24 protein-coding genes and 5 tRNA genes are annotated in these 26,118 nt (G+C 43.7%); 19 read left to right on the top strand and 10 right to left on the bottom strand.

The genetic code is table 11. The features are described from left to right. The first annotated feature begins 152 nt into the window (after nt 1-152). Together ACAM37_RS06465 and ACAM37_RS06470 are read left to right on the top strand one after the other, a co-directional pair. The gene (locus ACAM37_RS06465) at nt 153-584 is read left to right on the top strand and encodes a BLUF domain-containing protein (protein WP_369625797.1); all 432 of its coding nucleotides are present in this window, start codon (nt 153-155) and stop codon (nt 582-584) included. Nucleotides 585-743: 159 nt separating this feature from the next. Further along, complete coding sequence (locus ACAM37_RS06470; protein WP_369625798.1) at nt 744-1,319, top strand: BLUF domain-containing protein; 576 nt, start codon at nt 744-746, stop codon at nt 1,317-1,319. 159 nt (nt 1,320-1,478) lie between these two features. Here the strand turns inward: ACAM37_RS06470 and ACAM37_RS06475 are convergent, their stop codons facing one another. The 6 genes from ACAM37_RS06475 to ACAM37_RS06500 form a co-directional block, all read right to left on the bottom strand. Beyond that, a complete protein-coding gene (locus ACAM37_RS06475) occupies nt 1,479-2,051 on the bottom strand; it encodes a BLUF domain-containing protein (RefSeq protein WP_369625799.1) in 573 nt (190 codons plus the stop codon). A 252-nt stretch (nt 2,052-2,303) separates the two neighbouring features. Continuing rightward, nucleotides 2,304-3,056: a hypothetical protein gene (locus ACAM37_RS06480; protein ID WP_369625800.1), complete on the bottom strand. Its 753-nt coding sequence runs from the start codon at nt 3,054-3,056 to the stop codon at nt 2,304-2,306. Between the two features lie 107 nt (nt 3,057-3,163). After that, nucleotides 3,164-4,450: an ammonium transporter gene (locus ACAM37_RS06485; protein WP_454795025.1), complete on the bottom strand. Its 1,287-nt coding sequence runs from the start codon at nt 4,448-4,450 to the stop codon at nt 3,164-3,166. 270 nt (nt 4,451-4,720) lie between these two features. Continuing rightward, nucleotides 4,721-4,933 carry a cytochrome bd-I oxidase subunit CydX gene (gene cydX, locus ACAM37_RS12225; protein ID WP_007116301.1) on the bottom strand — a complete coding sequence of 71 codons (213 nt, stop codon included), beginning with the start codon at nt 4,931-4,933 and terminating at the stop codon, nt 4,721-4,723. A gap of 32 nt (nt 4,934-4,965) precedes the next feature. Further along, entirely contained in the window at nt 4,966-6,102 is a 1,137-nt protein-coding gene (gene cydB, locus ACAM37_RS06495) for a cytochrome d ubiquinol oxidase subunit II (protein WP_282849854.1), read from the bottom strand. Beyond that, nucleotides 6,095-7,723 (bottom strand): cytochrome ubiquinol oxidase subunit I, encoded by a 1,629-nt coding sequence (locus ACAM37_RS06500; RefSeq protein WP_369625802.1) that lies wholly within the window; start codon nt 7,721-7,723, stop codon nt 6,095-6,097. Before ACAM37_RS06500 ends, cydB begins: the two co-directional genes overlap by 8 nt. A gap of 456 nt (nt 7,724-8,179) precedes the next feature. Here ACAM37_RS06500 and cydD point away from each other — a divergent pair, with 456 nt between their 5' ends. The 7 genes from cydD to ACAM37_RS06535 all read left to right on the top strand — a co-directional run bounded on the left by cydD (nt 8,180) and on the right by ACAM37_RS06535 (nt 18,221). Beyond that, nucleotides 8,180-9,877: a thiol reductant ABC exporter subunit CydD gene (cydD, locus tag ACAM37_RS06505; RefSeq protein WP_369625803.1), complete on the top strand. Its 1,698-nt coding sequence runs from the start codon at nt 8,180-8,182 to the stop codon at nt 9,875-9,877. Between the two features lie 4 nt (nt 9,878-9,881). Further along, complete coding sequence (locus ACAM37_RS06510) at nt 9,882-11,669, top strand: amino acid ABC transporter ATP-binding/permease protein (protein ID WP_369625804.1); 1,788 nt, start codon at nt 9,882-9,884, stop codon at nt 11,667-11,669. Between the two features lie 210 nt (nt 11,670-11,879). Further along, nucleotides 11,880-12,803: a PepSY domain-containing protein gene (locus ACAM37_RS06515; protein ID WP_369625805.1), complete on the top strand. Its 924-nt coding sequence runs from the start codon at nt 11,880-11,882 to the stop codon at nt 12,801-12,803. 131 nt (nt 12,804-12,934) lie between these two features. Continuing rightward, the gene (locus ACAM37_RS06520; RefSeq protein WP_309593517.1) at nt 12,935-13,603 is read left to right on the top strand and encodes a response regulator; all 669 of its coding nucleotides are present in this window, start codon (nt 12,935-12,937) and stop codon (nt 13,601-13,603) included. Between the two features lie 62 nt (nt 13,604-13,665). Further along, nucleotides 13,666-15,579 (top strand): sensor histidine kinase, encoded by a 1,914-nt coding sequence (locus tag ACAM37_RS06525; RefSeq protein ID WP_369625806.1) that lies wholly within the window; start codon nt 13,666-13,668, stop codon nt 15,577-15,579. Nucleotides 15,580-15,711: 132 nt separating this feature from the next. Then, nucleotides 15,712-17,493, top strand: a complete 1,782-nt coding sequence (locus ACAM37_RS06530) for a TrkH family potassium uptake protein (protein WP_369625807.1) — start codon at nt 15,712-15,714, stop codon at nt 17,491-17,493. A 23-nt stretch (nt 17,494-17,516) separates the two neighbouring features. After that, a complete protein-coding gene (locus ACAM37_RS06535; protein ID WP_065263424.1) occupies nt 17,517-18,221 on the top strand; it encodes a potassium channel family protein in 705 nt (234 codons plus the stop codon). Between the two features lie 365 nt (nt 18,222-18,586). Here ACAM37_RS06535 and ACAM37_RS06540 read toward each other — a convergent pair. The 4 genes from ACAM37_RS06540 to ACAM37_RS06555 form a co-directional block, all read right to left on the bottom strand. Beyond that, a tRNA-Asp gene (locus tag ACAM37_RS06540) sits at nt 18,587-18,663 on the bottom strand. A 27-nt stretch (nt 18,664-18,690) separates the two neighbouring features. Next, a tRNA-Val gene (locus ACAM37_RS06545) sits at nt 18,691-18,766 on the bottom strand. 87 nt (nt 18,767-18,853) lie between these two features. Further along, nucleotides 18,854-19,528 (bottom strand): DUF2059 domain-containing protein, encoded by a 675-nt coding sequence (locus tag ACAM37_RS06550; RefSeq protein ID WP_369625808.1) that lies wholly within the window; start codon nt 19,526-19,528, stop codon nt 18,854-18,856. Between the two features lie 8 nt (nt 19,529-19,536). Further along, nucleotides 19,537-19,986: an acyl-CoA thioesterase gene (locus tag ACAM37_RS06555; RefSeq protein ID WP_050772869.1), complete on the bottom strand. Its 450-nt coding sequence runs from the start codon at nt 19,984-19,986 to the stop codon at nt 19,537-19,539. Nucleotides 19,987-20,398: 412 nt separating this feature from the next. On the opposite strand from ACAM37_RS06555, the gene ACAM37_RS06560 reads away from it, so the two are divergent. The 10 genes from ACAM37_RS06560 to ACAM37_RS06605 all read left to right on the top strand — a co-directional run bounded on the left by ACAM37_RS06560 (nt 20,399) and on the right by ACAM37_RS06605 (nt 26,041). After that, nucleotides 20,399-20,474, top strand: a tRNA-Asn gene (locus ACAM37_RS06560). A 181-nt stretch (nt 20,475-20,655) separates the two neighbouring features. Further along, nucleotides 20,656-20,731, top strand: a tRNA-Asn gene (locus ACAM37_RS06565). Between the two features lie 185 nt (nt 20,732-20,916). Next, complete coding sequence (locus ACAM37_RS06570; protein WP_095357001.1) at nt 20,917-21,297, top strand: helix-turn-helix domain-containing protein; 381 nt, start codon at nt 20,917-20,919, stop codon at nt 21,295-21,297. 20 nt (nt 21,298-21,317) lie between these two features. After that, nucleotides 21,318-21,836 (top strand): IS630 family transposase, encoded by a 519-nt coding sequence (locus ACAM37_RS06575; protein ID WP_369625809.1) that lies wholly within the window; start codon nt 21,318-21,320, stop codon nt 21,834-21,836. 32 nt (nt 21,837-21,868) lie between these two features. Next, the gene (locus ACAM37_RS06580) at nt 21,869-22,357 is read left to right on the top strand and encodes a hypothetical protein (RefSeq protein WP_312384468.1); all 489 of its coding nucleotides are present in this window, start codon (nt 21,869-21,871) and stop codon (nt 22,355-22,357) included. A gap of 214 nt (nt 22,358-22,571) precedes the next feature. Continuing rightward, the gene (locus tag ACAM37_RS06585; protein WP_313091573.1) at nt 22,572-22,877 is read left to right on the top strand and encodes a CopG family transcriptional regulator; all 306 of its coding nucleotides are present in this window, start codon (nt 22,572-22,574) and stop codon (nt 22,875-22,877) included. Between the two features lie 427 nt (nt 22,878-23,304). Then, nucleotides 23,305-23,394: transfer RNA gene (locus tag ACAM37_RS06590), tRNA-Ser, on the top strand. Nucleotides 23,395-23,456: 62 nt separating this feature from the next. Next, nucleotides 23,457-24,173, top strand: a complete 717-nt coding sequence (locus tag ACAM37_RS06595; RefSeq protein ID WP_369625810.1) for a 16S rRNA (uracil(1498)-N(3))-methyltransferase — start codon at nt 23,457-23,459, stop codon at nt 24,171-24,173. 218 nt (nt 24,174-24,391) lie between these two features. Continuing rightward, nucleotides 24,392-25,174: an acetoacetate decarboxylase gene (locus ACAM37_RS06600; protein ID WP_076774388.1), complete on the top strand. Its 783-nt coding sequence runs from the start codon at nt 24,392-24,394 to the stop codon at nt 25,172-25,174. 66 nt (nt 25,175-25,240) lie between these two features. Next, on the top strand, nt 25,241-26,041 hold the full coding sequence (locus ACAM37_RS06605; protein WP_036589350.1) for a 3-hydroxybutyrate dehydrogenase: 801 nt from the start codon (nt 25,241-25,243) through the stop codon (nt 26,039-26,041). Nucleotides 26,042-26,118: the final 77 nt, after the last annotated feature.

A 26,118-nucleotide genomic window follows, 5' to 3' on the forward strand; every position in this document is an offset into this window, starting at 1 on the left:
AAGTAAGTTTTTAAATCTGGACGTTAAATTTGAAATGATTAAATATTTATGTAAGAGGATGGTTTTTTGTTAAGTATAATCGCTTATAAGCGTTAATCAAATGCCTGCTGTAGTGAATTGGTAACAGCGGTAACCTTATGTTGGATATCGTTATGTGTAATGCTATTTATTATTTAACCTACACCAGTAAAATCACCTTACTAGGCGCGATTAATCCGTTTACTTTCAAAACTATCGAGCAGATTTCTAGGCAAAATAATCATACCCAACACATCACGGGATTTTTGCTATTCAAATATGGGCAATTTTTTCAATATTTGGAAGGGGACAAGGCATTGGTCACTCACCTGTACCAAGATTTACTCAAAGATTATCGCCATAAAAATTTAAAAATAATTACCGAGGGTCATCGGGAACAGCCGCGGTTCAAAAAATGGGATATGTACTGTATTGACATTGATAAGGATGTGAATAATTTATCCATTAGGCGACTATTTCAAGCGTTTAACCCCACCGATTGGCAGTCACCGGAGGTGAATGAGCTAATCACAGATATGCAAACACAGCATCATAAAAATAATTAAATTTTTACCCTAAAAAGATTTATAAACTTTAATTTATTTTTGTATGAATTAAGGGTTATACTTTAGTTTTAATAAAAGATGCTAAATTAATAATAACATTAAAAATTATTATGCTACACTCAAAGTAACATATAAAGAGTATGGCTGAGGAGTTCTACGATGATGTCTCCCCCTACTTATTACCTGACTTATACCAGTTCGCTTACTTGGTCAGCCGCTTTAAAGCCCAGCACATTTACCCAAATTTATCAAAGTGCCAAAGATAACAATCAAAAAACCGGCATCATGGGTTTTATCCTATTTAAAGATGGTCGCTTTCTGCATTTTATGGAAGGTAGTGAAATGTATATAGCGAATTTGTACCTCGCTACCACCCATGATAAACGCCACCATAAAATTCATCTTATCCATCAAGGTACCACCCCTGCTAAACGCTTTAAGCAATGCGATATGCTATGTGTGACACCCGGCATATCCCATACAACCCCAGTGATTAGCGAGCTGTTAGCAAAGTTTGAAACCTACCAATGGCAGAGCGAACAGGTCGAGCAATTACTCAATGAGATGGTCGCATTCTATGAGCGCGATGATGCTGATATTGCGCCCTACCAAGTCAAAGCCGGAAGCTATATCGGCGCCATCATCAAACATCATGTCAAAAAACACCTTTTTTTCATGCTTACCGTCATCACGGTGCCATGGTTGGTGATATTTATGTTGTTAATTGAGCTGTAAATTTTTGCCAATCTGAGGGCAAAAAAGGCTAACCATTAAACGCTTACGCAAGCGCAAGATAGCGACGCGGTTTAAGCTCAATTGTTTCGACGTCTTTATTAAGTGTTTGGTAATCGTCACTGTCGGCTCATACCCTATCGCGTTAATCAATGTTTGCTATCAATAGTTGCTTTTTAAGAACAATAAACTGATGAAAAACATACCTAGTATCAGCAGTTGAATGATTAAATATTTTTTATTCTGCCCCATAAAGCGGCGATAAACCACTGAGAAAAAACTGCCTGTTTGGGGTGTCATGCCAAGCAAATGGTTTTTTGCCATTAGTGACATCACTTCATGTACATGAGCTTGGCTCCAATGATAAATATCAAAGTCGTACACCATATCTGGAAGATTAAGCAGTTCAAGGGTTTGGGTTTTTTCATCCATGTTATAACAATTCATCAGCCATTGCTGATAATAGCGTTTTTCTAACTGTCCTTGGTCTAACACCACTATCTCTTTATGTCGTCGATCTTGCTTTATCCTGTTAAATAATTGCTCGCAGAGCGCTTTTTGACCTTCAATATACTGCAAAAATTTGCCATCCTTAAACAATAAAAACCCCGTAATATGATGGTGTTGATTGTTGGACTGGGCTTGCTCGCGAATATCAGTGAATAAATTATGGTCAAAAATATGGGTCACATTTATTTTACTGGCGTAGACATAATACTGAATTTGATGATTCATGACATTTTCCGAAAGCTTGTGAGGGAAGCCAGTGGCAATAAATTTTCATCGGTTAAAAAAAGCTTAATCTCATAAAACCTAGAATTGGTCTCATAAAATTAAGCTACAATACAGCATCAAACGCAGTGCTAAACCCTCTAAAATGGAGCTGGAAATAAAATGAACTGGGAACTTGCCATTTAGCATCTTTAGGTCTGCATAAAAATTGTACTATGATACTGTCAATCCGTAGTATTTTATATAAATGGCATTCTACATAAATTTTTCAACCAAAGATACGTCAAACTTGGCTTTGGTAATCTTGTTTGCCTGCGCCAAAGCCATATCTGCATCAGTAGGCCCCGCCCATTGACACGCTTGCTGATAAAATAACGATAAGATAGTTCTAAATCCTGCTGTATCCGCATGGGTCAAGGACATTGTCAACGCACTTTGTTTATCGCCACCAAAAAACTGATCAAAAAAGTGAATCATGGTTAATGTTAAAGCCTGATTTGTTTCTGCCCTGCGAGCTAATAGCCCAAAACCACGGGATTTTGATGAATTATGATGCTGATGAATCATCTGCTTGACACTGTCTAAAATTTGGCTGCCCAATAATGGTGAAAATTGCGCCATAAAACTATCAATCAGTAACTCAAAGGCGGCTATTTGGCTAGATATTGGTTTAGATATTGGGTCAGGTTTTTGGTTAGAGATAGCTACTTGACTGGATGATGGGTGAGTTACTGGGCTATTTTGCCCCAAATCAGGGATATCATGGGTCATCGATTGGGGGTTGGCTGCACCCATTTGGTAATCACTCAGCGCTTTCATCAAACTTCGACGGATATTTGAGCGATATTCTTTGGTTTCGTTGTCTTGCGTAATTTCATGGACAAAACGCTGGATTTGGTAAGGCGTAATATCGGCATAATCTTTATGAAAGATGTCCATGGCTTTACGTATATCAGCATCTTTTAAAAACGGTGTTAACGCAGATTTAATAGTAGCTTCTTTGTTCATGACGGTGCCAAATATTTAAAGTTAATAAAAGTACAATTGACGCAAATGACTGTGGTGGGTCGGGTACCTGTGACGACAGAGCAGACAGGTACCGCAAAAATTTAAAACTAATGCCGCTCAGTTAGCGTTTGCTGACTAAATAAGCTATCTTGGAATTCAGGGTAAGCCCCTTCGGCATGTTCGGTAAAGTCAAGCCCGCGTTGCTCATGCTGTGCAAGTACCCGTAGACCGATGGTTTTTTCAATCACAAAATACACCACCATACCCAGTCCAAATGACCAGACAAACATTGCCCCGATGCCCATCAGCTGTACGATGATACGCTGGGTGCTGAATAAATCACCTTCATAAAACAGCCCTGCTGCCAGCGTACCCCACACACCGCCGCCCACATGCACGGCAACGGCATACACCGCATCATCCATTTGAACATTGTCCAATAACCGCTTCACTGCCAAATACGCCAAACATGCACCACCACCGGTAACAATCGCATACACAGGTGACATGGTTGCACAGCCTGCGGTAATGGCGACCAACCCTGCAAGGCTGATATTGACCGTATCACTTAATAAAATTGCTTTACGCATCACCCCTGAAATCAGCAGATAAGCCGTCACCGCACTCACCCCTGCTAGGTGGGTATTTAGCATGATTTTGCCCAAATTACCTGAGCTGGTCAGTGTAGAACCTGCGTTAAATCCAAACCACGCTAACCATAGAATAAAGCCGCCCAAGGTGACAAGCGTGAGATTATGACCGGCAATCAAACGCGGCGTGCCATCAGGGCCAAAGCGACCAATACGCGGTGCAAGGACGATAATACCCGCGAGCGCTAACCACCCACCGACAGAGTGCACCACCGAAGAGCCGGCAAAATCAATAAATCCAAGCTGGGCAAGCCAGCCTTGACCGCCATAATAGCCGCCCCATGCCCAACTTGCTACGACTGGATAAATCAGTCCGCAAGTCATCAACGTACCAATCAGATACCCTGAAAATTTAATGCGCTCCGCCATCGCACCACTAGCAATGGTGGCGGCGGTGGAAGCAAACATCATCTGAAAAAACAAATGTGCCCATTGCATATTGCTAAGCTGCTCTGGTAAAAACTCGCTTTGACCCACGTAACCTGTCGGGTTGTTGCCTGCCATCAAGCCATAGCCCAAGATATAAAAAATTAATCCACCAATCGCCATGTCGGTGTAGTTTTTCATCAACACATTCACGGTATTTTTACTACGCACTGAGCCTGCTTCAATGAGCGCAAAGCCCGCCTGCATAAAGAACACCAGCAAACCGCCAATAACTACCCACATCACATTTTGGTAGTCATATAGCTGCTCATTGGTGGGCGTCGCAGCGTATACCGAGGAATGTTGATAAAAAACCATCACGGATAATAGCCATTTATAGGCTTTGTTAAACCGTTTACTGGTATGCCGTTGAACCGTATTGTTTAACTTTCTCATGAAGCTCTTACCCTTATGCCCTTATGCCCTCGATAAAAAATTATCGCTCAATTATTACTCAGTTTTGCCAAGACAGGGAATGCAAATTGTGTACCAAATAAGAAAATGATTAAAAAATAGCGGGTTTTGACAACGCATAAAAAAGCGCTTTAAGCCGTGATGACTTAAAGCGCTAATAGTTGAGGTTAATGGCTATAAGGACTCGTTATCTGAAGTCTTACCTGTTTTATGGATATCTTCAGTGGGATTGCCTTCTGTCACCGTACCATCATTGGTGGGATTATCGTCCTTAGCTTTTGGATTAAAGGCTTTATTACGCGCATCGGCATTTTCAAGCCATAGCGCGTTTAAAATCGCCAATAATACCGCAAACCCCAATCCTAATATCCACGCAAAATACCACATTGTGTTCTCCTATTGAGTTGCCTTGATTTGGGTCAGTAAAGTGAATGCTCTTGCTCTCGAACATAAGCCTTGGTCACTTTACCGCGCATCACGCTATATGCCCAGCTGGTGTAGCCTACAATCATCGGTAATAACACCACCACGACAAACAACATAATCATCAAGGTAAGATGACTCGATACACTGTCCCAAATCGTCAAGCTTGAACGTGGATCGCTAGAGGATGGCATGACAAACGGAAATAATGCCACCCCTGCGGTCATAATCACACTAAGCACAGCAATACTGGAGGCAATAAATGCGGTCAAGGTTTTACGCGCTTTTAGCAATATTGCCGTGACAAGCGGCATGATGACACCAAGTACAGGGAATGCCCATGCCAGCGGATACTGATGATAATTTGCCATCCATGCGCCCGCTTGACGCGTCACCTCTTTGTTGAGCACATTTGGCAAGGCTTGGGGGTCAATGTGGCTAGTGATATGATAGCCGTCAATCGATTGTATCCATACTCCCGCGAGCACAAACAGCACCGCCATCACCAGACTACTGATAGCAGCGTAGTTAAGGGTACGATGTTGCACCTCATCAAGGGTGCGATGCGCCAAATACGCCCCACCTTGCATAATCAACATAGACGCACTAATCAAGCCACACAGTAGGGCAAATGGATTAAGCAATGCCCAAAATGAGCCTGTGTAAGTCGATACCAAATGGTTATTAAAACTAAATGGCACGCCTAAAAACAAATTACCAAATGCCACGCCAAACACTACAGCCGGGATAAATGAGCCGACAAACAACCCCCAGTCCCACGCTTTGCGCCAGGTGGGATTGTGTATCATACTGCGATATTTAAACCCCACCGGGCGGAAAAATAACGCCCACAACACTGCCATCAACGCCCAATAAAAACCGCTAAAGGCAGTGGCGTACACCATCGGCCATGCCGCAAAAATCGCGCCACCTGCCGTGATAAACCATACTTGGTTACCTTCCCAGTGCGGACCAATGGTATTGATAATCACCCGGCGCTCTTCATCATCTTTGCCGACAAAAGGCAGTAACGAACACACACCCATATCATGCCCATCCATGATAGCAAACCCAATGAGCAGCGCACCGACCAATAACCACCAAATAATTTTGAGTGTTTCATAATCAAACAACATGATTCACCTCGGCTGTCTTAGGGCTCAAATTTAATGAAGGACTCACATGAACCTTGTGAGTGTCTTCGCCGTAGTATTTGCCCGTTCCTAGACTGGCGGGTCCTTTACGGGCATATTTCACCATCAAGTACATTTCAATCATCAGCAGCACCGTATAAAAACCAACAAATCCCGCCAGCGAGGCATACACATTCGCCACGCTAATGTTGGAGACTGAAAAATAGGTCGGCAACATGCCATAAATCGTCCAAGGTTGACGCCCATACTCAGCAACAAACCAACCAAATTCAGCAGCAAGCCAAGGCGCAGGCAGCATCAATAATGCCCAACGTAACAGCCAAGGTTTTTCGATAAAGTTGCCTTTGACACTTGACCAAAGACTAATCGTAAACAATGCCAACAATAAAAAGCCCAAGCCCACCATGGCACGAAATGACCAAAACATCGGGACAATAGGCGGAATGGTGGCATCGGTGGCCTGTTTAATCATGGCAGGCGTAGCTTTGCTGACATCTGGCGAATAGCGTTTGAGCAATAACCCAAAGCCCAAGTCTTTTTTTACCTTTTCAAATTCAGCCACTGTCACAGGATTTGGGGTTGAACCTGGGGGCGCACTGCGTAATTGCTCCAGTAGCAACACCGCTTTTTGACCATTGATGATACGTTTTTCATTGATGATTTTGATGTCATGGATGCCCAAAATCGGGGTATCTAGCGAGCGCGTCCCAATCAAGCCCATCACATACGGAATTTGCACTGCCCAGTTATTTTTTTGCTCAGCTTGGTTGATATCTGCAATCAAATTAAAACTGGCAGGCGCAGGCTCGGTTTCCCACATCGCCTCTATCGCTGCCATTTTGGTTTGCTGTGCCAAGCCAATAGAATAACCCGACTCATCACCCAGCACGATGGTGCTACAAATCGACGCAAAACCAAATGCCGCCGCGACTTGAAAGCTGCGTTTGGCAAATTCGACATCGCGTTTTTTGAGCAGATACCACGCTGAGATGGCAAGCACAAAGGTCGCTCCCACCGTATACCCGGCAGAGACGGTATGCACAAATTTGTTTTGCGCATCAGGGTTAAACAATACTGCCGCAAAATCGGTCATTTCCATGCGCATGGTTTGGTAATTAAACTCCGCGCCAACCGGATTTTGCATCCACCCATTGGCAATCAAAATCCACAACGCGGATAGATTGGTACCCAGCGCCATCAATATAGTCACCAGCAAATGCTGTCCGCGCGACAGTCTATCCCAACCAAAGAAAAACAGTCCGACCATGGTCGATTCTAAAAAAAACGCCATCAAGCCTTCAATGGCAAGCGGCGCCCCAAAAATATCGCCCACATATTGCGAGTAATATGCCCAGTTGGTACCAAACTGGAATTCCATGGTGATGCCGGTGGTGACACCCAAGGCAAAGTTGATGCCAAATAGTTTGCCCCAAAAACGCGTCATGTCTTTCCACACTTCTTTGCCTGTCATCACGTACATCGATTCCATGATGACCAGCAGCCACACCATGCCCAGTGTGAGTGGTACAAATAAAAAATGATATAACGCCGTGACTGCAAATTGCAGACGGGAGATATCGACTAGATGTTCTGTTATCATGTTGACTCCTTGGTTTGACAACCAATTCAGATGTCAATTACCCTCATGCGTGGTTAAAAAAGGGTAATGTTTTTATTTACAAACATTATATAAATCTATAAATTATTTGTCATGCGGCATAATGTCGCACCTGACTACAAAATACTATGATGAGTATTGCGTTGCTGCTACCATCTTCTCATACCCTGTCAAAGATGGTAATCGTTGAATGAGCGATAGTTTATGGGTCTCTTGAGGGTAATATTTTAAAGTGGGGTCGTTCATCGCTTTACTTATTTAATTGTCTTTTATATGGCTTTTTATATGCCTTTATCAAGGTTTTATCAACCCTCATTGGTGGGCAATGTGTTTACATTTTTTTGTCTCATTGTCTTGATGAACATGATTTGTCGTACCTAACCTGCGCTTGATACGCTATGATATGTCCATTGATTTTGTCATTACTGTTAACCAACCATGTCTGAAACGTCTGCTGTCAACCAAACCCTTCGTCACTATGCCGCTATGGCAAAGCGACCGATTTATATGGCATGGGGGCTGTCAGTTGTCTCTACGCTGGTATTGATTGTGCAGTCTTGGCTGATTGCGGTCATCTTTGCAGATTGGTTAACACAACTTACCCATCACCGCCCTGCCACTGACGTATTTTTTGATTATCTGCCGTGGCTGATGGGATGTCTGTTGCTACGTCCTTTACTGCATTTTTGCAAAGACCAGCTGGCGTTAGACGCGGGGCTACAAGTAGCCAGCATCCTGCGAAAAACGCTACTTGAAAAACTGGCACAAGTAGGTGCAGCGCGCCACCAGTATGACAGTGATGGCGGGCTTGCCAGTATGGTGATTGAGCAATGTGACGCCTTAACTGGCTATGTCAGCCGTTTTTATCTGCAGCGACTGATTGTGGTGACCACACCTATAATGCTATTAGTTGCGGCAGCGACCCAAAGCTGGATAGCGGCGCTGATCTTACTGCTGACCGCACCGCTAGTCCCTGTATTTATGGTATTAATTGGTCATGCCACCGCCCGTAAAAGTCGGCAACAATTTGCCGCGATGGCACAGCTGAGCGGGCGATTTTTGGATTGGTTACGTGGCACAGCCACACTGCAACGGCTGGATGCTGTCGGGCACGCGAGTCAAGATATAGACGCCTCAGCCGAAGCCTACCGTATGCGCACCATGTCGGTACTCAAAATTGCGTTTTTAAACACCGCAGCGCTAGAACTGTTAGCCGCGCTGTCGATTGCGCTACTTGCCGTGTATTTGGGTTTTGGTTTAATCGGTATTTTACCTTGGCAAAAAAACACGGTGCCTGTGCCTTACCAGTCGGCGCTATTTTTACTGCTGTTGGCACCTGAATTTTATGCCCCGCTACGTCAGTTGGGCGCGGATTATCATGTCAAAGCGCAAGCGGAAGGCGCGATTGCCGAATTATCACCCTTGTTAGCTTTTCAGTCAGCGGAAAACACAAAAGCTAACCCCTCTATCTTAACTGCGCCCCCTGCCATTGACGCGGATAATATTTGGGTCAATCATCAGCAACGCACACGGCTCGCGCCGTTAAGTTTTGCTATTGCCGCAGGGGAACGGTTGGCGATTGTCGGTCAAAGTGGCAGCGGCAAATCCACCCTATTGCAAATTTTTTTGGGTTTTTGTGCCTATCAAGGCGATATCTTTATTAATAACCAAAATTTTAACACCATCAATTCCACGCAATTTCGCCACCAAATCGCCTATTTGTCACAGCAAACCATGCTACTGCCGATGAGTATCGCCGATAATTTGCGCCTGCCAAACCCAACCGCCAGTGATGACAAACTATGGCAAATTCTTGCGCAAGTGGGGTTAAAACCTTTGATAAAAGCACTGCCAAATCAGCTAGATACTCAGTTAGGTGAACGTGGTAGCGGCTTGTCCGGTGGACAGCAGCGACGATTGGCAATAGCCCAGTTACTCTTGCAAGACGCACAGCTTTGGCTACTCGATGAACCCACTGAGCATTTAGATAGTGACACCGCAGCCGAGATTAATGCGCTATTACAACAAGTGACGAGGGGGAAAACCGTGTTATGGGTGACGCACGATGCCACAAAACTGCCTTGGCTGGATCGGCAAATAAGCCTTGATATTGCATCTACTTTGGCGAAGGCGTAACGGTATGACAGACTCTAATAGTGAAAAAAATAGTGAAAATAAACTTGCTAGTGAAAATAGGCATATTAATCAAAATAGCCGTGTCAACACTCACCGGCAAAAAAAATCAAACAGTGATCAAACCTTTCGTTTAAACCAGCTGTTTAGCACGCAGCTAGATAAATTGCTCATTGCTGCCTTGTTAGGCATAATGACTGCGTTATCGGTGATTGGGCTATTGATGACGTCAGGGTGGTTTATTTCTGCGGCAGCAATGGCAGGGATGGTGGCGCTGGGCTCACACAGTTTTAATTATCTAGTACCGGCAGCGATTATCCGTGTGATGGCGATGGTACGTACCGCAGGACGCTATGGTGAAATGATGGTGTCCCACCATGCGGTGTTTGGTTTGTTGCAGCGGCTGCGAGTGCGGTTTTTTAACCAGTTTGCACGGCTGCCACTGGCAAACTTATCAAGTACCCTACAATCTACCCATGCCATGCACCGTTTAACCCATGATATTGAGGTGCTCAATGAGTTGCCACTGCGCGTGGTATCACCTTGGCTAGTCGCGACAACTGCTAGTTTGCTAGTAGCCATTTTACTTTATCAATATGATGTTAACCCCGTCCTGATTACCATATTTTTAATCGCAGGTTTGATGTTGCCTACCATGCTGACATGGCGCAGTATCAAGCACGCCCGCGCTCATCAGGCATTGGCAGAGTCTAGGCGTGTCAGTTTGCTCAATCCGCTATCGGCGCTTACCCATTTATTGATTTGGCAGCGCTGGCAATCCGAATTGACTGCTTTTAACAGCCTCGACACTCAACATACGCATCAGCAAAAGCGCATCCAGCGCGCCCAGTCATTGGTCATGCTGATCATGCAGTGGCTGATTGCAGCGGTTTTGGTCGGCTTGCTAGTGGGTTTTTATCACACGCCCCTTGTCATCAGTGTGCCGATGTTGCTTGCGTTATTCCTCGGTATCATGGGCATGACTGACTTGCTAGCGCCGTTAGTCACCCATTCGCTAGCCCTTGGCAATAGTTTGGCAGCAAAACATCAACTCAATGAATTACTCAATCCTTCGCTACAACCTAGCCATCATTTAAACCATGATTTAGCCCCTTTACCCATTGATGTTGCGCGCCTAAATGCGCCACTCACACTCACCATCCATCAGCTCGCTGGCAAAATGCCGCAGGCGATTGTCGGTTTCAAAGCTATCAGCTTGACTGCCACCCAAGGCATCCCTGTATTGATTACTGGGCGCTCGGGCGCGGGCAAATCAACACTGTTACAAGTGCTAGCCCATGAACTAGCACCGCAACAAGGCAGCATCGAGCTCAATGGGATGGATTGGCTAGCCTTACAAAATACGCCCGCGCTCACAGGTTATCTGGGGCAGCAGATTGATATTTTTGACCAGACCTTGGCGACCAATTTAAGATTGGGCAACACCTATGCCAGTGATGAACAGCTTTGGCAAGTGCTGGGTAAGGTTGGACTCAAAGACTGGGCGCGCAGTCAGCCGCTACAATTACAGACCCCGCTAGGGGAATACGGGCAAGCCATTTCCGGTGGTCAAGCCAGACGTATTGCCTTGGCACGGCTATTACTTAGCCCAAAAAAAATCTTGCTGCTTGATGAACCGTTTGCGGGACTTGATAAAAAAAGCCGTGAAGCACTGTGGCAAATGCTGGTAAAACATCAGCAGCAAGGCATTTTAATCATTGTCACCCACCATCTTTGGCAAATTGACCAACCAATTAATATTGTGCAATTACCTGAGCCTGATGTTTTCATTTAAAAAAATGATTCGATATCCGAAAAAATTGAAACAAACATTTTTGAACATTGCTGCAGGCGTTTATGCAAAGCAGATTGTTTAATCCGATTGCTATAACCTACCTAGCCTGATTCTGCGTTATCGCTAAGTCTCTGCTGTCTTAATTTTTGTATGATAGTACTATCCAATCAAGGGTTATCAACAACTATATTAACAACCGCAGGAAAACCTATGAACTTAGCAAAATTTAACCCCTCATTTTTAGCCACTGGGCTTAGTGTAGCCTTGCTTAGCGTCATTACAGGTGCGACAGTCACCGCCTGTGCTAGTACCTCAGCGGCACCACAAGCGCAAAACATGCAAAAACGCCATCCGGCCAATGCCAAGAACTTTGAGCAACGCTTACAAGCCATGCAGGCCAACGCACAAGCAGCCGCCAATGCCAGCATCAGTGCCTCTCAAGCAGTCGCCTTGGTACAAAAACAAGCCGCGAACACACGCATCGTTGGCGTACGCTATCATGACAGTAGCAACCGACCCAACCCAAACCCTGCCCGTATCGCCAACAACGCCAATAACAACATTGTCGGCTACCGGGTCATGACCCTTAGTGCGAATGGTCAACCACAACTCTATATCGTCAATGCGTCTAATGGTCAAGTGACCCAAGCAACTATGCCATCATGGCCATCACGGCCATCACGCCCAGCGCGTCCGCCACAACCCAATAACACCAATAACATGGGCAACCCCAATAACCCTAATAGCCCCAATAACATGGGCAACCCCAACAACAATCAACCGCCTGCGCCGCCTGCCACCAATATCAGCCTAGAACGCGCCATGCAATTGGCAGCAAGCCAAGTGGGTGGTGAAGCCATTGGCGCCCATTTAGGTGGGGATAAAGGGGGTAAAATGGGTCATGGTCCTCGTGACGGTCAACGCCGCCCTAACAGAGACCCACAAATGGGCAATACAGGCATGCCGCCTGCACCAAACCCTGCCCAAAATCAACCACCAAGAACCCCAAGCTATCAAATTGAGGTGGTAAAAGGTCAAGAAGTCTATCATGTAAAAGTTGATGCCCAAACAGGTGCCGTGAGCGATGTCAAATCATTGAACGACTTCAAACGTCGTGCGCCCACTCAGCCATAATTGAGCGACAAATGGCAACCTTGCTTATGAGCAACTATGAGCAACTATGAGCAACACCGTCATTCTTAGAATGGCGGTTTTTTGTGTTATAGTCTATTTGTTTAACAGTATTCGTGTATAAAGGTAACCCAATGAGAGTATTACTCGTCGAAGATGACGTCTTCATTGCCGACAGTCTGATTGATAGTCTAGAAGAAGAAGCCTATGCGGTAGACTGGGCAAAAGATGGGCGAGAAGCGATTTTGACCCTCAAAGTCGAATCGTATGACGTGATTTTGCTGGATTTGGGCTTGCCAGAAATTGACGGCATGAGCGTGTTAGAGACGCTTCGCAGTGCCAAAATCGATACGCCTGTACTGGTGCTGACCGCCCGAGACCAAATCAAAGACCGCGTGAAAGGGCTGGATGCTGGGGCAGATGACTATATGACTAAGCCGTTTGCGATGAGTGAATTACTCGCTCGTATGCGTGTGTTGGTGCGCCGCTCACAAGGCAATAGCCACAACACCCTACAAGTCGGCGACTTAACCCTTGATATCAATGCCAAACGCCTCAAACGTGACGGCATAGAAATCGATATTACCGCCAAAGAATACATGCTGCTCACCACTTTTATGACCGCGCCCGATAAAGTGTTTTCAAAAAGCGAATTGGAAAATTCTATCTACAATTGGGAAGCTGGGATAGAGAGCAATGCCATTGAATTTTTAATCTATGGACTGCGCAAAAAAATTGGTCAAAAACGGATTAAAAACATCCGTGGTTTAGGCTGGTATATCAGCGCCGAATCCCAAGACTAACAAAAAGCGATAGAAAAAAGGCTCAAAAACATCCAGACAATGACCGCCAAATAGCCGCAAAAATGACCATGACTACCCCTACAAAAACCGCCCTGTCCTTGCAAAAATCGTTGCAAAAATCACTGCAAAAACAATTGTTGGTTTGGATACTTGGCACGTTATTATCGATTGGCATTTTGGTACAGATTGCGGTATTTTGCTATACCTATCAAGAGTTTAATACCTCACAAGAAACCAATCTTAGCTATCTTGCTGAGCTGGTTAGCTCGCGCGCGGCCCTGCGACCCCCTCCCCGTAACCTGAAGCCTAATAGGCGTCTATCAAACCCAGATAACGATTTTGCACCGCATGACTTACCACCGCCTAGACCACCTCTACCAGCTAAGATAGCTTCTGCCCCTAGCAGTAGCACGCCGACCACGGTTTTCTCATCCAATGATGAAAGCAACGTACTACAGTATCAAGGCGTTAAAGACGGTGTGCAAGTTGATATCTTCCCGGCCCGTTTTGGCAAAATTGACACCAATTTTATTGAGCCAATGGCTCACCCGCAATTGATTAACACCCCTGTCGGTTTTAGTGAATTAACCCTCGATGGTGAAATCTGGAAAGTCTTTCGTAAAGACACCCCAAGGCGGGTGATTTTTGTGCGTCAACCTGTCGAATGGCAGAAAAAAATTGCGTTAAAATCGGCTTGGCAATCTATTATTCCAATTTTACTAACGACCCTATTGCTGCTTGCCCTATTGCCTTGGGTATTAAAGCGCGTATTGCGTCCGATTCAGATATTAGCTAGGCAAATGGCAAAACGTCACGGTCAAGATCTCAGCTTTATCGAACTACCCACTGACAGCCAACATCGCTCAATTCTGCCCAGCGAGCTCATGCCCTTGGTCATTGAAATCAATGCGTTGTTACAACGGGTTGACACGCATATCCAAAACCAAAATCGCTTTATCGCGGATGCAGCACATGAGTTACGCTCGCCATTGACCGCCATCTCGCTGCAAGTACAACAACTGCAAAAATACAGTCAAGACGCGGCGATGTATAGCGACCCTGCAAGGCAAGCCAAATTCAAACAAAACATTCATAAGCTCGCTGTCAGAGTGGAACACAATCAACATTTGGTGGAACAGCTACTCACCCTTGCCCGTATGGACGCCCAGCAATCACAGCTGACCGAGCGCACCAACACGCCCACCGATTTAATCGCAGTGCTACGAGAAGCCATCAAACTGCTATTTCCGATTGCCGATAGCAAAGACCAAACCCTGTCAGTTGACAACTATCTCACCGCGCTGGGGGGGTCCGCGACGCAGGTCAGTGTAGATGAAACCGCCTTGTTTATCCTCCTCAAAAATTTACTGCAAAATGCCATTTTATACACCCCAACCACAGGCAATATCGCGGTTGTCATTGACCAGATGACTATCGAAGACTTAACGCAGACATCAAGCAGCACCGATTCGACCTATGCCACTTATGCCACCCAAGACACCTATGCTACCCATGCCAACTTAGCCAACGCATTGACCCCGACCCCTGTGTTGGTGAACAACGCTAGCAACACACTCAATCACCGCGCAAAACGACTCATCGTCCAAGTTGCCGATACCGGCATTGGCATTGATGCAGCCCATTATCAAGACGTCTTTCAACCCTTTTACCGCGTCAATCAAAATGCGTCGAGCGCATCCCTAGCACACGGACAAGGACAACCAAGCAGTACACAAACCCATAGTGATACTGCCAAAAAATCTTTTTCCTCCAAAGACACAAGTACCCATTCAGGTTTCACGGTAATTGGCGGTACGGGCTTGGGTTTATCGATTGTTTATCAAATTTGTCAACAAGCCCATATCGATATTTATTTGAGTCCTACGCAAGTGGTTGAGAATAACGCCCAAACCACTGCCACCACCCAAGGCTTAACGGTAACCTTGGTGTTTCAGCCTGCCTCAAAAACAACGTAATTTTATCAAATCATCGCTGCTTTTTTTAAATCATTGCTCAATCTAGTTTTCTCAAACGTATAATTGCGGTATAAAGTACAACAACTATGCTTGGGTAAAACGGAAGTCAACTTTACGATGTTTGATTTTATATTGAAAAAAAATAAAAAAAATGCGCTAGACTCAATGCATGACAAGCCATCGGGTGTGTTTAATAAACTGGTATTTTATAGCAGTTTATTCGCTGTATTGCTTGCGATTATTGAGACAGGGTTTGATTTTAAAGTTTGGTTGCATGGCGTGGCTTCGACGTTTTATTTAATCGTGCTTGGGCTTAATTTTATTGAGTTATTGAGTCAATATGTGCAAAAAGGTATACGCTCAAAGCTTGTGCTAACGTTTGATTTGTCCATTGCTTTATTAGTCATTGCGCTATTGGTGACACATTTTTTTGCCGATAATAGTTCTTTTTTATACAAATTCCTGTTTGAAAAATCGCTGATAAAAATTGCGTTGTTGGTTTCTTTTATTCGTAAGTTATTGGTGATGGAGTTCAGCTTTAAGATAGTCGTTGCGCACCCTGCCCAGTTGTTTATTTTAAGTTTTCTATTGCTTATTTTGCTCGGCACGTTTTTGCTGATGATGCCAAATGCCACTTATGGTCATATTGCGTTTGTTGATGCTCTATTTACTGCCACGAGTGCGGTGTGTATCACAGGTCTGGCGGTAAAAGACACAGGCGCTTTTTTTACGCCATTGGGTCAAATCATTATCATGTGTTTGTTTCAATTGGGCGGCTTAGGGATTTTAACTTTTGCCACTTATTTTAGTTATTTTTTTCGAGGACGCATCAGTTACCAGACACAGCTACAGATTGGGCATGTGACCTCAGCTAATCGTATGAGTGATGTACTAAAGACGCTCAAAGTAATTTTTGCGGTCACCTTTGCGGTGGAGTCCGTGGCAGCCATAGCGATTTATCTCAGTATGCTTGATGTCCCTATGAGTATCCATCGCCGCATCTTTTTTTCGGTTTTTCATGCCATCTCTGCATTTTGTAATGCAGGTTTTTCAACGATGAGTGATAGCTTATATGAGTTACAACTGCGCTTTAATTATCCGTTACAAATGGTTGTGGCGGTGACGTTTTTGTTTGGGGGGTTGGGGTTTGCGATAGTTGCCAATGTCGTGGAATATTTGCGCCATCAGGTGATGCGCCTGTTGTTTCCTAACCGCTCACGATATGGTGCCAAGCCGTGGCTACTGAGTATCAATAGTCGCATTAGTCTAGTGACGACCCTGTCCTTGCTAGTGCTTGCCTTTGTCAGTGTGCTTGTATTTGAGTGGCAAGGTACTTTAACTGAGCATACCAGTGTCATTGGCAAACTTGTGACAGGTTTTTTTGTGGCGGCTTCACCGCGCTCATCAGGAATTAACGTGGTAGACATGGCACAGCTAGCGCCACCGACCGTGATGCTTACCATTGCATTGATGTGGGTCGGGGCAGCCCCAAACTCTACAGGCGGTGGTATCAAAACCACGACCTTTGCGGTCGCTGTGCTCAATATTGTGTCACTGGCACGCGGCTATTCTCGTATCGAAATATTCCGTCGTGAAATTGCGGATATCTCAGTGAAGCGGGCATTTGCGATTATATGTTTATCAGTAATTATCATTGCGTTTGGTTGTACGTTAATACGCTGGGCAGAGCCCAACATGAGTATGACAGAAGTGTTATTTGAAAGTGTTTCTGCTTACACTACCACGGGTTTAAGCTTAGGTATCACCCCGCATTTAAGTGCGTTTAGCAAATCTGTCCTGATTGGTCTGATGTTTTGTGGACGGGTTGGGGCGTTGACCATCTTAATTGCGTTATTAAATCGCCCAAGGCATCAAAGCTATCGCTATCCCAGCGAAGAGATTATTATCACCTAAAAATAAATTGATAAGGTTTAGATATGAAATACATCATCGTCGGTCTAGGCAATTTTGGCTCATCACTCGCCACCAAACTCACCAGTCAAGGACATGAGGTCATTGGTATTGATATCGATATGGATAAAGTTGAGCGCTACAAAGAATCCATTTCGCACACGATTTGTATCGATTCTACCAGCGAAAACGCCGTCTCGGGCTTACCCATCGCCCAAACAGATGTGGTGCTCATTACCATTGGCGAAGACCAAGGTCAAAACGTGATGGTCACTGCCCTATTCAAAAATCTTAATGCCAAATATATCATTAGCCGAGCCATTAACCCACTGCATGAAAAAGTGCTACAAGCATTGGGGGTTGATGACATCATCCAACCTGAAAACGAGGCGGCAACCCACTGGGCAAAGAAACTGTCGCTAACTGGCTTAATTGATTCGTTTGAACTCGATAACGATTATAGTATCGTTCAAATACAGACACCGCCTACATTTTACGGTAAAACAGTTCACGCCCTTGATTTAATCAATCAATTTAATGTGATGCTGTTAACCACCATTTCATTTCACCAAACCCAATTTGGTTTTGGTCGAAATCAAACAAAATCCAAAATCGATGGCATTGTGCATCCAGATTTTGTCATTGAGCCTGATACAGTTTTAGTATTATTTGGGGAAACCAATGACTTAAGACGGCTGTTCAAGTATATGCACGCCTCACAGAATAGTTGACAATACTCCATCAAAGCACTTATTCATTGTCGCCAATGTTTTTGATTTTCGATAGACTTCTTGTGTTTTAACAACGGCTTGCGACCTTGTAGGTCGTCAGCCAAAATTTTTGGTCACAAAATGGTCACGTTTTGGTCACAAGCATTTGGTGACGTTAGTTTTACTAACCTATCTTTCAGAACATGTTTGGTAATTTAACAATCAGTCAGTCAAGACACAGTTGATAAGTAAAAGATTTATCGAAAAAATAATATTTTTTATATTCAATTACTTAACTAAATACCAAGACGAAAAAAAACCTCAAATCAGGGGAGATTTGAGGCATAAAACTTTAAAAATTTCGTTTTTAAATCCACTAAAATAAGTGGCGCAGCGGACGGGACTCGAACCCGCGACCCCCGGCGTGACAGGCCGGTATTCTAACCAACTGAACTACCACTGCACGGTAGCTGATAGCGATGATAGAGGTTGGTGGGTCGTGACGGATTCGAACCGCCGACATTCTGCGTGTAAGGCAGACGCTCTACCAACTGAGCTAACGACCCTGACAGGCAATCTATTAGCCAATCAAGTTGCTTCAATATCATCGAAGTGACGCGTATTATATAGACTTGTCATGGATTGTCAACTAGTTATTTAAAGATTTTTTCGATATCTTTTTGCAAGCTTGGCATCGCTTTTTCTAATTGGGTTGTGTCACCTATCAAGGTCGGCATCATCACCTGCACAAACTCACTGGAAACTTGCGATTGTTTACTCAAAATGCGTTGTCCCATTGGGGTCTCATAAAATTGGTTGAGGGCATCGACTTCAGCTTGGGTATAGGTTTTTTTGGCAATCGCTTGATAAGCTTGTTGCAGTTGCTGTTTAGAAATAGGTTGGTCTAATTGTTGTCCCAAGACGGTGCTATATTTAACAAAGATATTTTTAAGCTGTTTCTGCGCATGACGGCTAAAAATACCCGCGTTTTCATCCGTAGGTAATTCTTGGGGTAGCCCTTTCGTCATATTGGCCGCTTGCTGACGTTGGGCAAGCATTTCATCAATCATTTTATCGATATGTAGCACCTTGATAAGCTTGTCAAGCGATGCATCCGTGGGCTGGGTTTGCAATTCATTAATAGTGGTAACTGGTGTTTGACCATTGACTGGGTTGTTTTGAATGATTAATTCCGCGCAAGCAGGATGAACCAACATAGTCATGCTAGATGATACCAATAAGGCTAGCCCTGCTAACTTTTTAGCGGTTAATGACCATAATAGGCGTAACGGTTTGTTGGATTTTTTAGAGAGATATTTATGACGCATTTTTCTGTCTACTCGATATCACATTGGGGAATGTTGTTACTTTGAAAACGTAATGCTTTACGCATCTGCGCGGCTTTTTGGCGGCATTCTTGTGGGCTATCTTTGATTTCAAGGGGTGGCACACGGGTGGGCTTGCCATATTTATCCACCGCTACCATGGTAAAGTAACAACTGTTGGTATGGCGTATCGTACGGTTTTGGATATTTTCTGCCTGCACTCGAATACCCACTTCCATCGAAGTTTTACCCACATAATTGACGCTTGCTAAAAAGGTGACTAACTCCCCTACATGAATCGGCTCACGAAAAATCACTTGATCCACCGATAGCGTCACCACGTAGCTACCGCTATAGCGACTGGCACAAGCATAAGCCACTTGGTCAAGCATCTTTAATAAATCGCCGCCATGCACATTGCCAGTGAAGTTTGCCAAATCAGGCGTCATCAGCACAGACATGGTAAGTTCGTTTTGTAAAGGGGCAACTTGCAAATTTTGGTGTAATTCAACGGAATTGGCCACAATGAAGATCCTTCTTAATTCATATAACAACTATTATAAAAAATTATCAACCTTAGCATAGCTGTGAATCAACATAGCGAGCGGTGAGAACGTAGCTAGGAGGCAAGGTAGCTAGGACGCAACTTGGCCAATACAGCGATGCATTAACCGCTAAACTAGCAAATTCGTCTTATCATCACAATAGCCAATCAGTAACTGACTGATTACTAGCTACAATCTGGTCAAAAATAAAAATTTCCAAAGAATTTTTTGATATAGGGCTTGACAGTCACGGTTAATTTGCTAAAATACGCACCACTTAAACGCTGCGATGATTTTTGCAGGTTTAACAAAAAATTCTACCGCTTATTCTCCAATAGCTCAGTCGGTAGAGCAATGGACTGTTAATCCATGTGTCCCTGGTTCGAGCCCAGGTTGGAGAGCCATATTAAGAAGACCTTTAACATCGCTTGTTAAAGGTCTTTTTTTTATGTAGAATTTTTCTCTATCGTTATTGCTATGAATCATTTTGATTGCTATTATTCATTTTGCATCATGAATTTTTTGCTAAAAATGCTTGACTCATTGTTCAAATCTCAGTAATATACGCACCACTTGATTATCTGTTCTCCAATAGCTCAGTCGGTAGAGCAATGGACTGTTAATCCATGTGTCCCTGGTTCGAGCCCAGGTTGGAGAGCCAATCAAGCCAAATTCTGTTGTATATTTTGAACCCGTTCCCTTGTGAATGGGTTTTTTTATGAGCAAAGTTTAACAATTTGCTGTTTAATACGCCTTTGTTTGATACCCTATTATCTCACTTGCTAAAGTACTACTAGTACTATAGTTAAAACTGTAATATAATAAGCATTTTAAACCAATACCACCATGCCCAAAATATACAACCAAGACTTACGAGACAGAGCCGTCAACCACTGGCAAAAGACAGGCAACAAAAGCAAAACAGCTAGGTTGTTTGAAATCAACCGCAACACCCTTGATGACTGGATAAAGCTCTATCAAGAACAAGGGAATACCAAGCCAAAACCCTTTGCACCTGTTGGCGTAAAACACATTATCACAGACCTAATCGCCTTTGAGGACTACGTTAACGCTCAGGAATTCGACACCGCAAAACAGCTTAGAGAACAATACTTAAAAGACCATCCTGATATCAATATTTCCTATAACGCCTTTTTACAAACCTTACGTCGAATCAAATGGAGTTTTAAAAAAAGACCCCGCTCTTTAAGCAAGCCGATTTACTAAAGCAAATTGGGTTTAAACTGATGCTGGGTTTACTGCTATTAACCTTGAGCCTTACCGCTGACAACATCCTATTTATGGATGAAACAGGATTTTATCAAAGGCAATATTACACCCGCAGTTGGTCGCCTATTGGCAAGCCTTGTTATGCCAAAATCGATGCCAATAAGGGTAAACGCTTAAACTTAATGGGAGCCATGCGATTAAAGGACTTTAAACTCATCGCTCCTGTTACCTTTGAAGGTGGTTGTAACCGTGTGATAGTTGAAAACTGGCTACACACGTTGGGACGAGATTTGCCAAAAGATGATAAGGGAAATTATCCAAACCGTGTATTGGTGTTGGATAATGCCAGATTTCATCATGGTGGCGATTTAAAGCAAATTGCGGAACTTTATAATATTGAACTGACGTACTTACCGCCTTACTCACCTGAACTCAATCCAATTGAGCAGTTGTGGGCAGTGATTAAGCAAAAGGTTCGTTTAACGCTAAGCAATTTTGATACGCTTAAGGATTGTGTTGAAAGTTGCTTGGTATAATTCGGTTTTAACTATACTATAAGATACTACTTATGACGCTGTCGTTTTCCCCTACCCAATCTCAATTTTTGACCCTACAACAAGCGATTAATAAAGACCGCATCACCCAGCTAGTGAGCGATCAGCAGCAAGGTAAACTGTCATCAGATGATAAATCTTACTATGAAAGCTTAATCACCCAATTTATCGAGCTAATCAAGCTGCCTGATAGCGCGCATTTGGCCATGCAGCTTTTACCAGAATTCAAAATCACCGTGCCAGCCTTGCTTGATGGCATGGCTTATCGCGCCGTGGCTGATAAAAACCCGAAAGCGTGTGTGTTTGCGGCATATATGATTGACCAATCGCTGTTGCAGCGCGATATGACGCCCCTGTTCAATGTGATTATTGAATTCGGTACGCCTGAGCTGTGGGTTGAATTGGTAAAAAAAGTGAATAATGCCCCTGCCGATCGCATCGTTGAGAAGGTTTATCAATGTGATAAATCGGTACAGACCTATTGGGAACAACAAATTTTGTAAAGAAAATTGGCTTGATGGTCGCATCGAGCGTTAAGCTAATCCAACATTTGGCTAAGATTTTTGTAGGAATTTTACGTTTGCCTTGCTTGTTTCTCGCCAATGAAATAATTACACTAGGTTAAAGATATCTAATTGCGCTAAATTTTTCGTCTAATTGATAATTTGGTTATATCTAGCTTGATTGCTAAAAATTGATCACACGCGAGGCATGCAAATGATTACTAAAATCAAAAAAAATCAACAAGTCATGGTTCCTATTCATATCAAAATCACTGAAGAAATGCGGGATTTGTTGACCCAAGTCGCCAAAAGCCATGGTTTTCCACGTATACAAGGCTTGATTCGCTTATATATTCGCCGTGGACTCGATGCCGAGAATGTCGGCTACTCACTCGCTAAAGACAGCCGTTTTATCGAAAAGCTTAAGCGTCAAGGGGTATCCGACGAGGTAATTTTTGAAGCGATTGAAGAGACAGCCAATGAGTCAGAAGCCAAAGCAACTGATACGGCAAAACCTTAAACATTTTTAGCCCCATAAAAAAGCCCAAAACGCAAATGTTTTGGGTTTTTTAAGATTTACCAACGCTTTTATAGACTTATGTAACGTGCCAGAGCAGCGAGTTATTAACAATGTGATAACGTATCAGCAAGGTAATTTTCAACATTATTGTTAAACTGTAATGGGTTACATGGAGGCACTAAAACAACCCGTTGTATCAATATTTTTAGACTCAGGATTGGTGGGTTTTGAGCGTTTTTTGCTTCAATATTTTGCTTAACATCAGCGCAAGTTATGAAGCCCAGATATTAAGCCAAGGTATTAAGCCAAGGTGTTCAGCATAGTTATCTAACTTTCTATTTAGCTTTCTTTTGCTAATATTTTTTGCATTAACGTAAAAAAATGCTTGCATTGTTATTTCACTTGTATATAATAGCCACCACAATTTGGAAGCTTGGCAGAGCGGTTGAATGCACCGGTCTTGAAAACCGGCAAGGGTGCGAGCCCTTCGAGAGTTCGAATCTCTCAGCTTCCGCCATATTAAAAAAACCCCTGACTTAATTAAGTTTTGGGGTTTTTTATTGCCTAAGATTTGTCCTTATGAATATCATTCTTTTACCGCAAAATACCTTATCGACCGCTATTATTGATGATAAAACGAGCGTGATTCACTTAAAACAGGTGCTTAAAGTGACATCGGGCGATACGGTGAAAGTCGGTATCAAAAATGGTCATTTAGGCACAGCGGTTGTGAGCAATATCCACGATTCAAGTATCGAATTATCACAAATCCACTGTACTATTGCGCCACCTGCCAAACTTCCGCTGACTGTTATTTTGGCAATTCCCCGCCCCAAGGTATTGCGTCGTCTATTTTTGGACATGACGGCGATGGGTGCCCAGCATATTATTTTGGTCAATAGTTACCGTAGTGAAAAGAGCTACTGGCAAACCCCATTTTTAACTCAGCTCGATAACTATATCCATGAAGGCTTACAACAAGCCTGTGATACCGTAAGCCCGACCGTGAGCCTCAAAAAACGCTTAAAACCCTTTGTTGAAGATGAACTACCTGCTTTAATCGCAGGTAAACAGGCGATTTTGGCACATCCTTATGCCAATGAGCAGTTTACCCAAGTGTGGGACAATGCCCTGCCACATGTGCTAGTGATTGGGGCTGAAGGCGGCTGGATCGATTATGAAGTCGAATTATTCAAAACCGCTGGCTGCCAAGTGGCGCATATTGGCAATCGCATCTTACGCACTGAGAATGCCGTGAGTGTGCTCTGCGGTCATGCACTGTTAACTAGCCAATAAAAACAGCCCTATATTGCCGTCAGATAACCTGCTATCGCCAAAGTTAAGCGGACTCAAGTCTGAAAAATCATTACAACATCATAACAATTTTGTCTTGGGATTGATTTTGCATAAGGGTGTATGATATTTCCTGCTTCATGTCATAACGATAAAATTAAATAATATTGCATAACTAAACAACATGACTAGATAATATAACGAGATAAAAAGGAAAGCTCATGAAAGCGAGTGATATCTTAGATAACGCGACGTTTATGCCTTTTACTGCCCCACCTTGTTCGAATGGTCCTTACGAATTTTTTGACCGCGAATACTTTATTATCACCTACCGCACAGATCCCGAAAAACTGCGCGCTATTGTACCTGAGCCACTCCAAATCACTGATGACGCGCTGGTGAGTTACGAGTTTATCCGCATGCCTAACAGCACAGGTTTTGGCAACTATACCGAATCGGGACAAGTGATTGAAGTGATTGATGCCGAAGGCCGTCATGCCAATTATACCCATTGTATGTTTTTAGATGACTTTGGACCTACCGCGGGCGGGCGTGAGCTGTGGGGTTTTCCAAAAAAAATGGCATCGCCTGTATTAACCGTCGACAACACCGACACCCTACTTGGCACCCTCGACTATGGTAGTGTGCGCGTAGCTACAGGCACTATGGCGTATAAATATGATGAGCTGGACAAAGCCACCGTCAAATCCAATATGGAAAAAACGCCGAATTATTTGTTAAAACTTATTCCCCATGTCGATGGCACGCCGCGGATTTGCGAGTTGGTGCGCTATTATTTGACCGATGTAGAAGTTAAAGCAGCCTATACAGGACCTGCTACCTTACAGTTATTTGACCATGTGATGGCACCCGTGTCAAAATTACCTGTGCTAGAAATCGTCAAAACCTCTCATATTATTGCTAATCTCACCCTTGCGTTGGGTGAAGTAGCGGTGGACTACATTGCCGATGCGCAAGCCCGTCTCGATAGTAACTTTCAATAATTAATTTTCAATAAGTAAAACCGTCATCATAAAACCACTTTGTCATAAAAACTTAAGGAGAAAAATATGGCTACTCAACTCACTACTGATTTAACCGGTAAAGTCGCACTCGTCACTGGCTCTGCAAGTGGTATCGGCCGCGATATCGCAGAAACCTACGCCAAAGCAGGCGCTGCGGTAGGTATTGCAGATATCAACCCAGATGCGGCGCAAGCAACCGTGGATGCAATCAAAGCTGCAGGTGGCAAAGCGGTTGCCATTGCCATGGATGTGACCAATGAAGACGCGGTAAATGCTGGCGTGGATAAACTGGTACAAGAATTTGGGGATATTGATATTTTAGTGTCCAATGCCGGTATCCAAATCATCAACCCCATCGACCAATTTAGCTACGCGGATTGGAAAAAAATGATTGCCATTCATCTAGACGGTGCTTTTTTGACTACCAAAGCGGCACTTAAATACATGTATCAAAATGATAAAGTAGGTACAGTTATTTATATGGGCTCAGTACACTCGCATGAAGCCTCAGCCCTAAAAGCGCCGTACGTCTCTGCCAAACACGCGCTATTAGGTCTAGCCCGCGTATTGGCTAAAGAAGGCGCAGCCCACAACGTGCGCTCATATGTGGTATGTCCAGGCTTTGTCAAAACCCCACTGGTTGAAAAACAAATCCCAGAACAAGCCAAAGAAAAAGGCATTTCTGAAGAAGAAGTGGTGAAAAACGTGATGCTAGGTCAAACCGTTGACGGTGAATTTACCACAACCGATGATATCGCTCAATTAACCTTATTTTTAACGGCTTTCCCAACCAATGCGATGACAGGTCAATCATTTATTGCAAGTCACGGCTGGTTTATGAAATAGCCGACTATTGGCTTATAAAACTAAAGTACAAAAATAAACTACAAAACTGACTGATAAAAAAGGATTAGCTTGGCTAG

The sequence above is a fragment of the Moraxella sp. K23 genome, from assembly GCF_041154765.1.
GTDB lineage: Bacteria > Pseudomonadota > Gammaproteobacteria > Pseudomonadales > Moraxellaceae > Faucicola > Faucicola tetraodonis.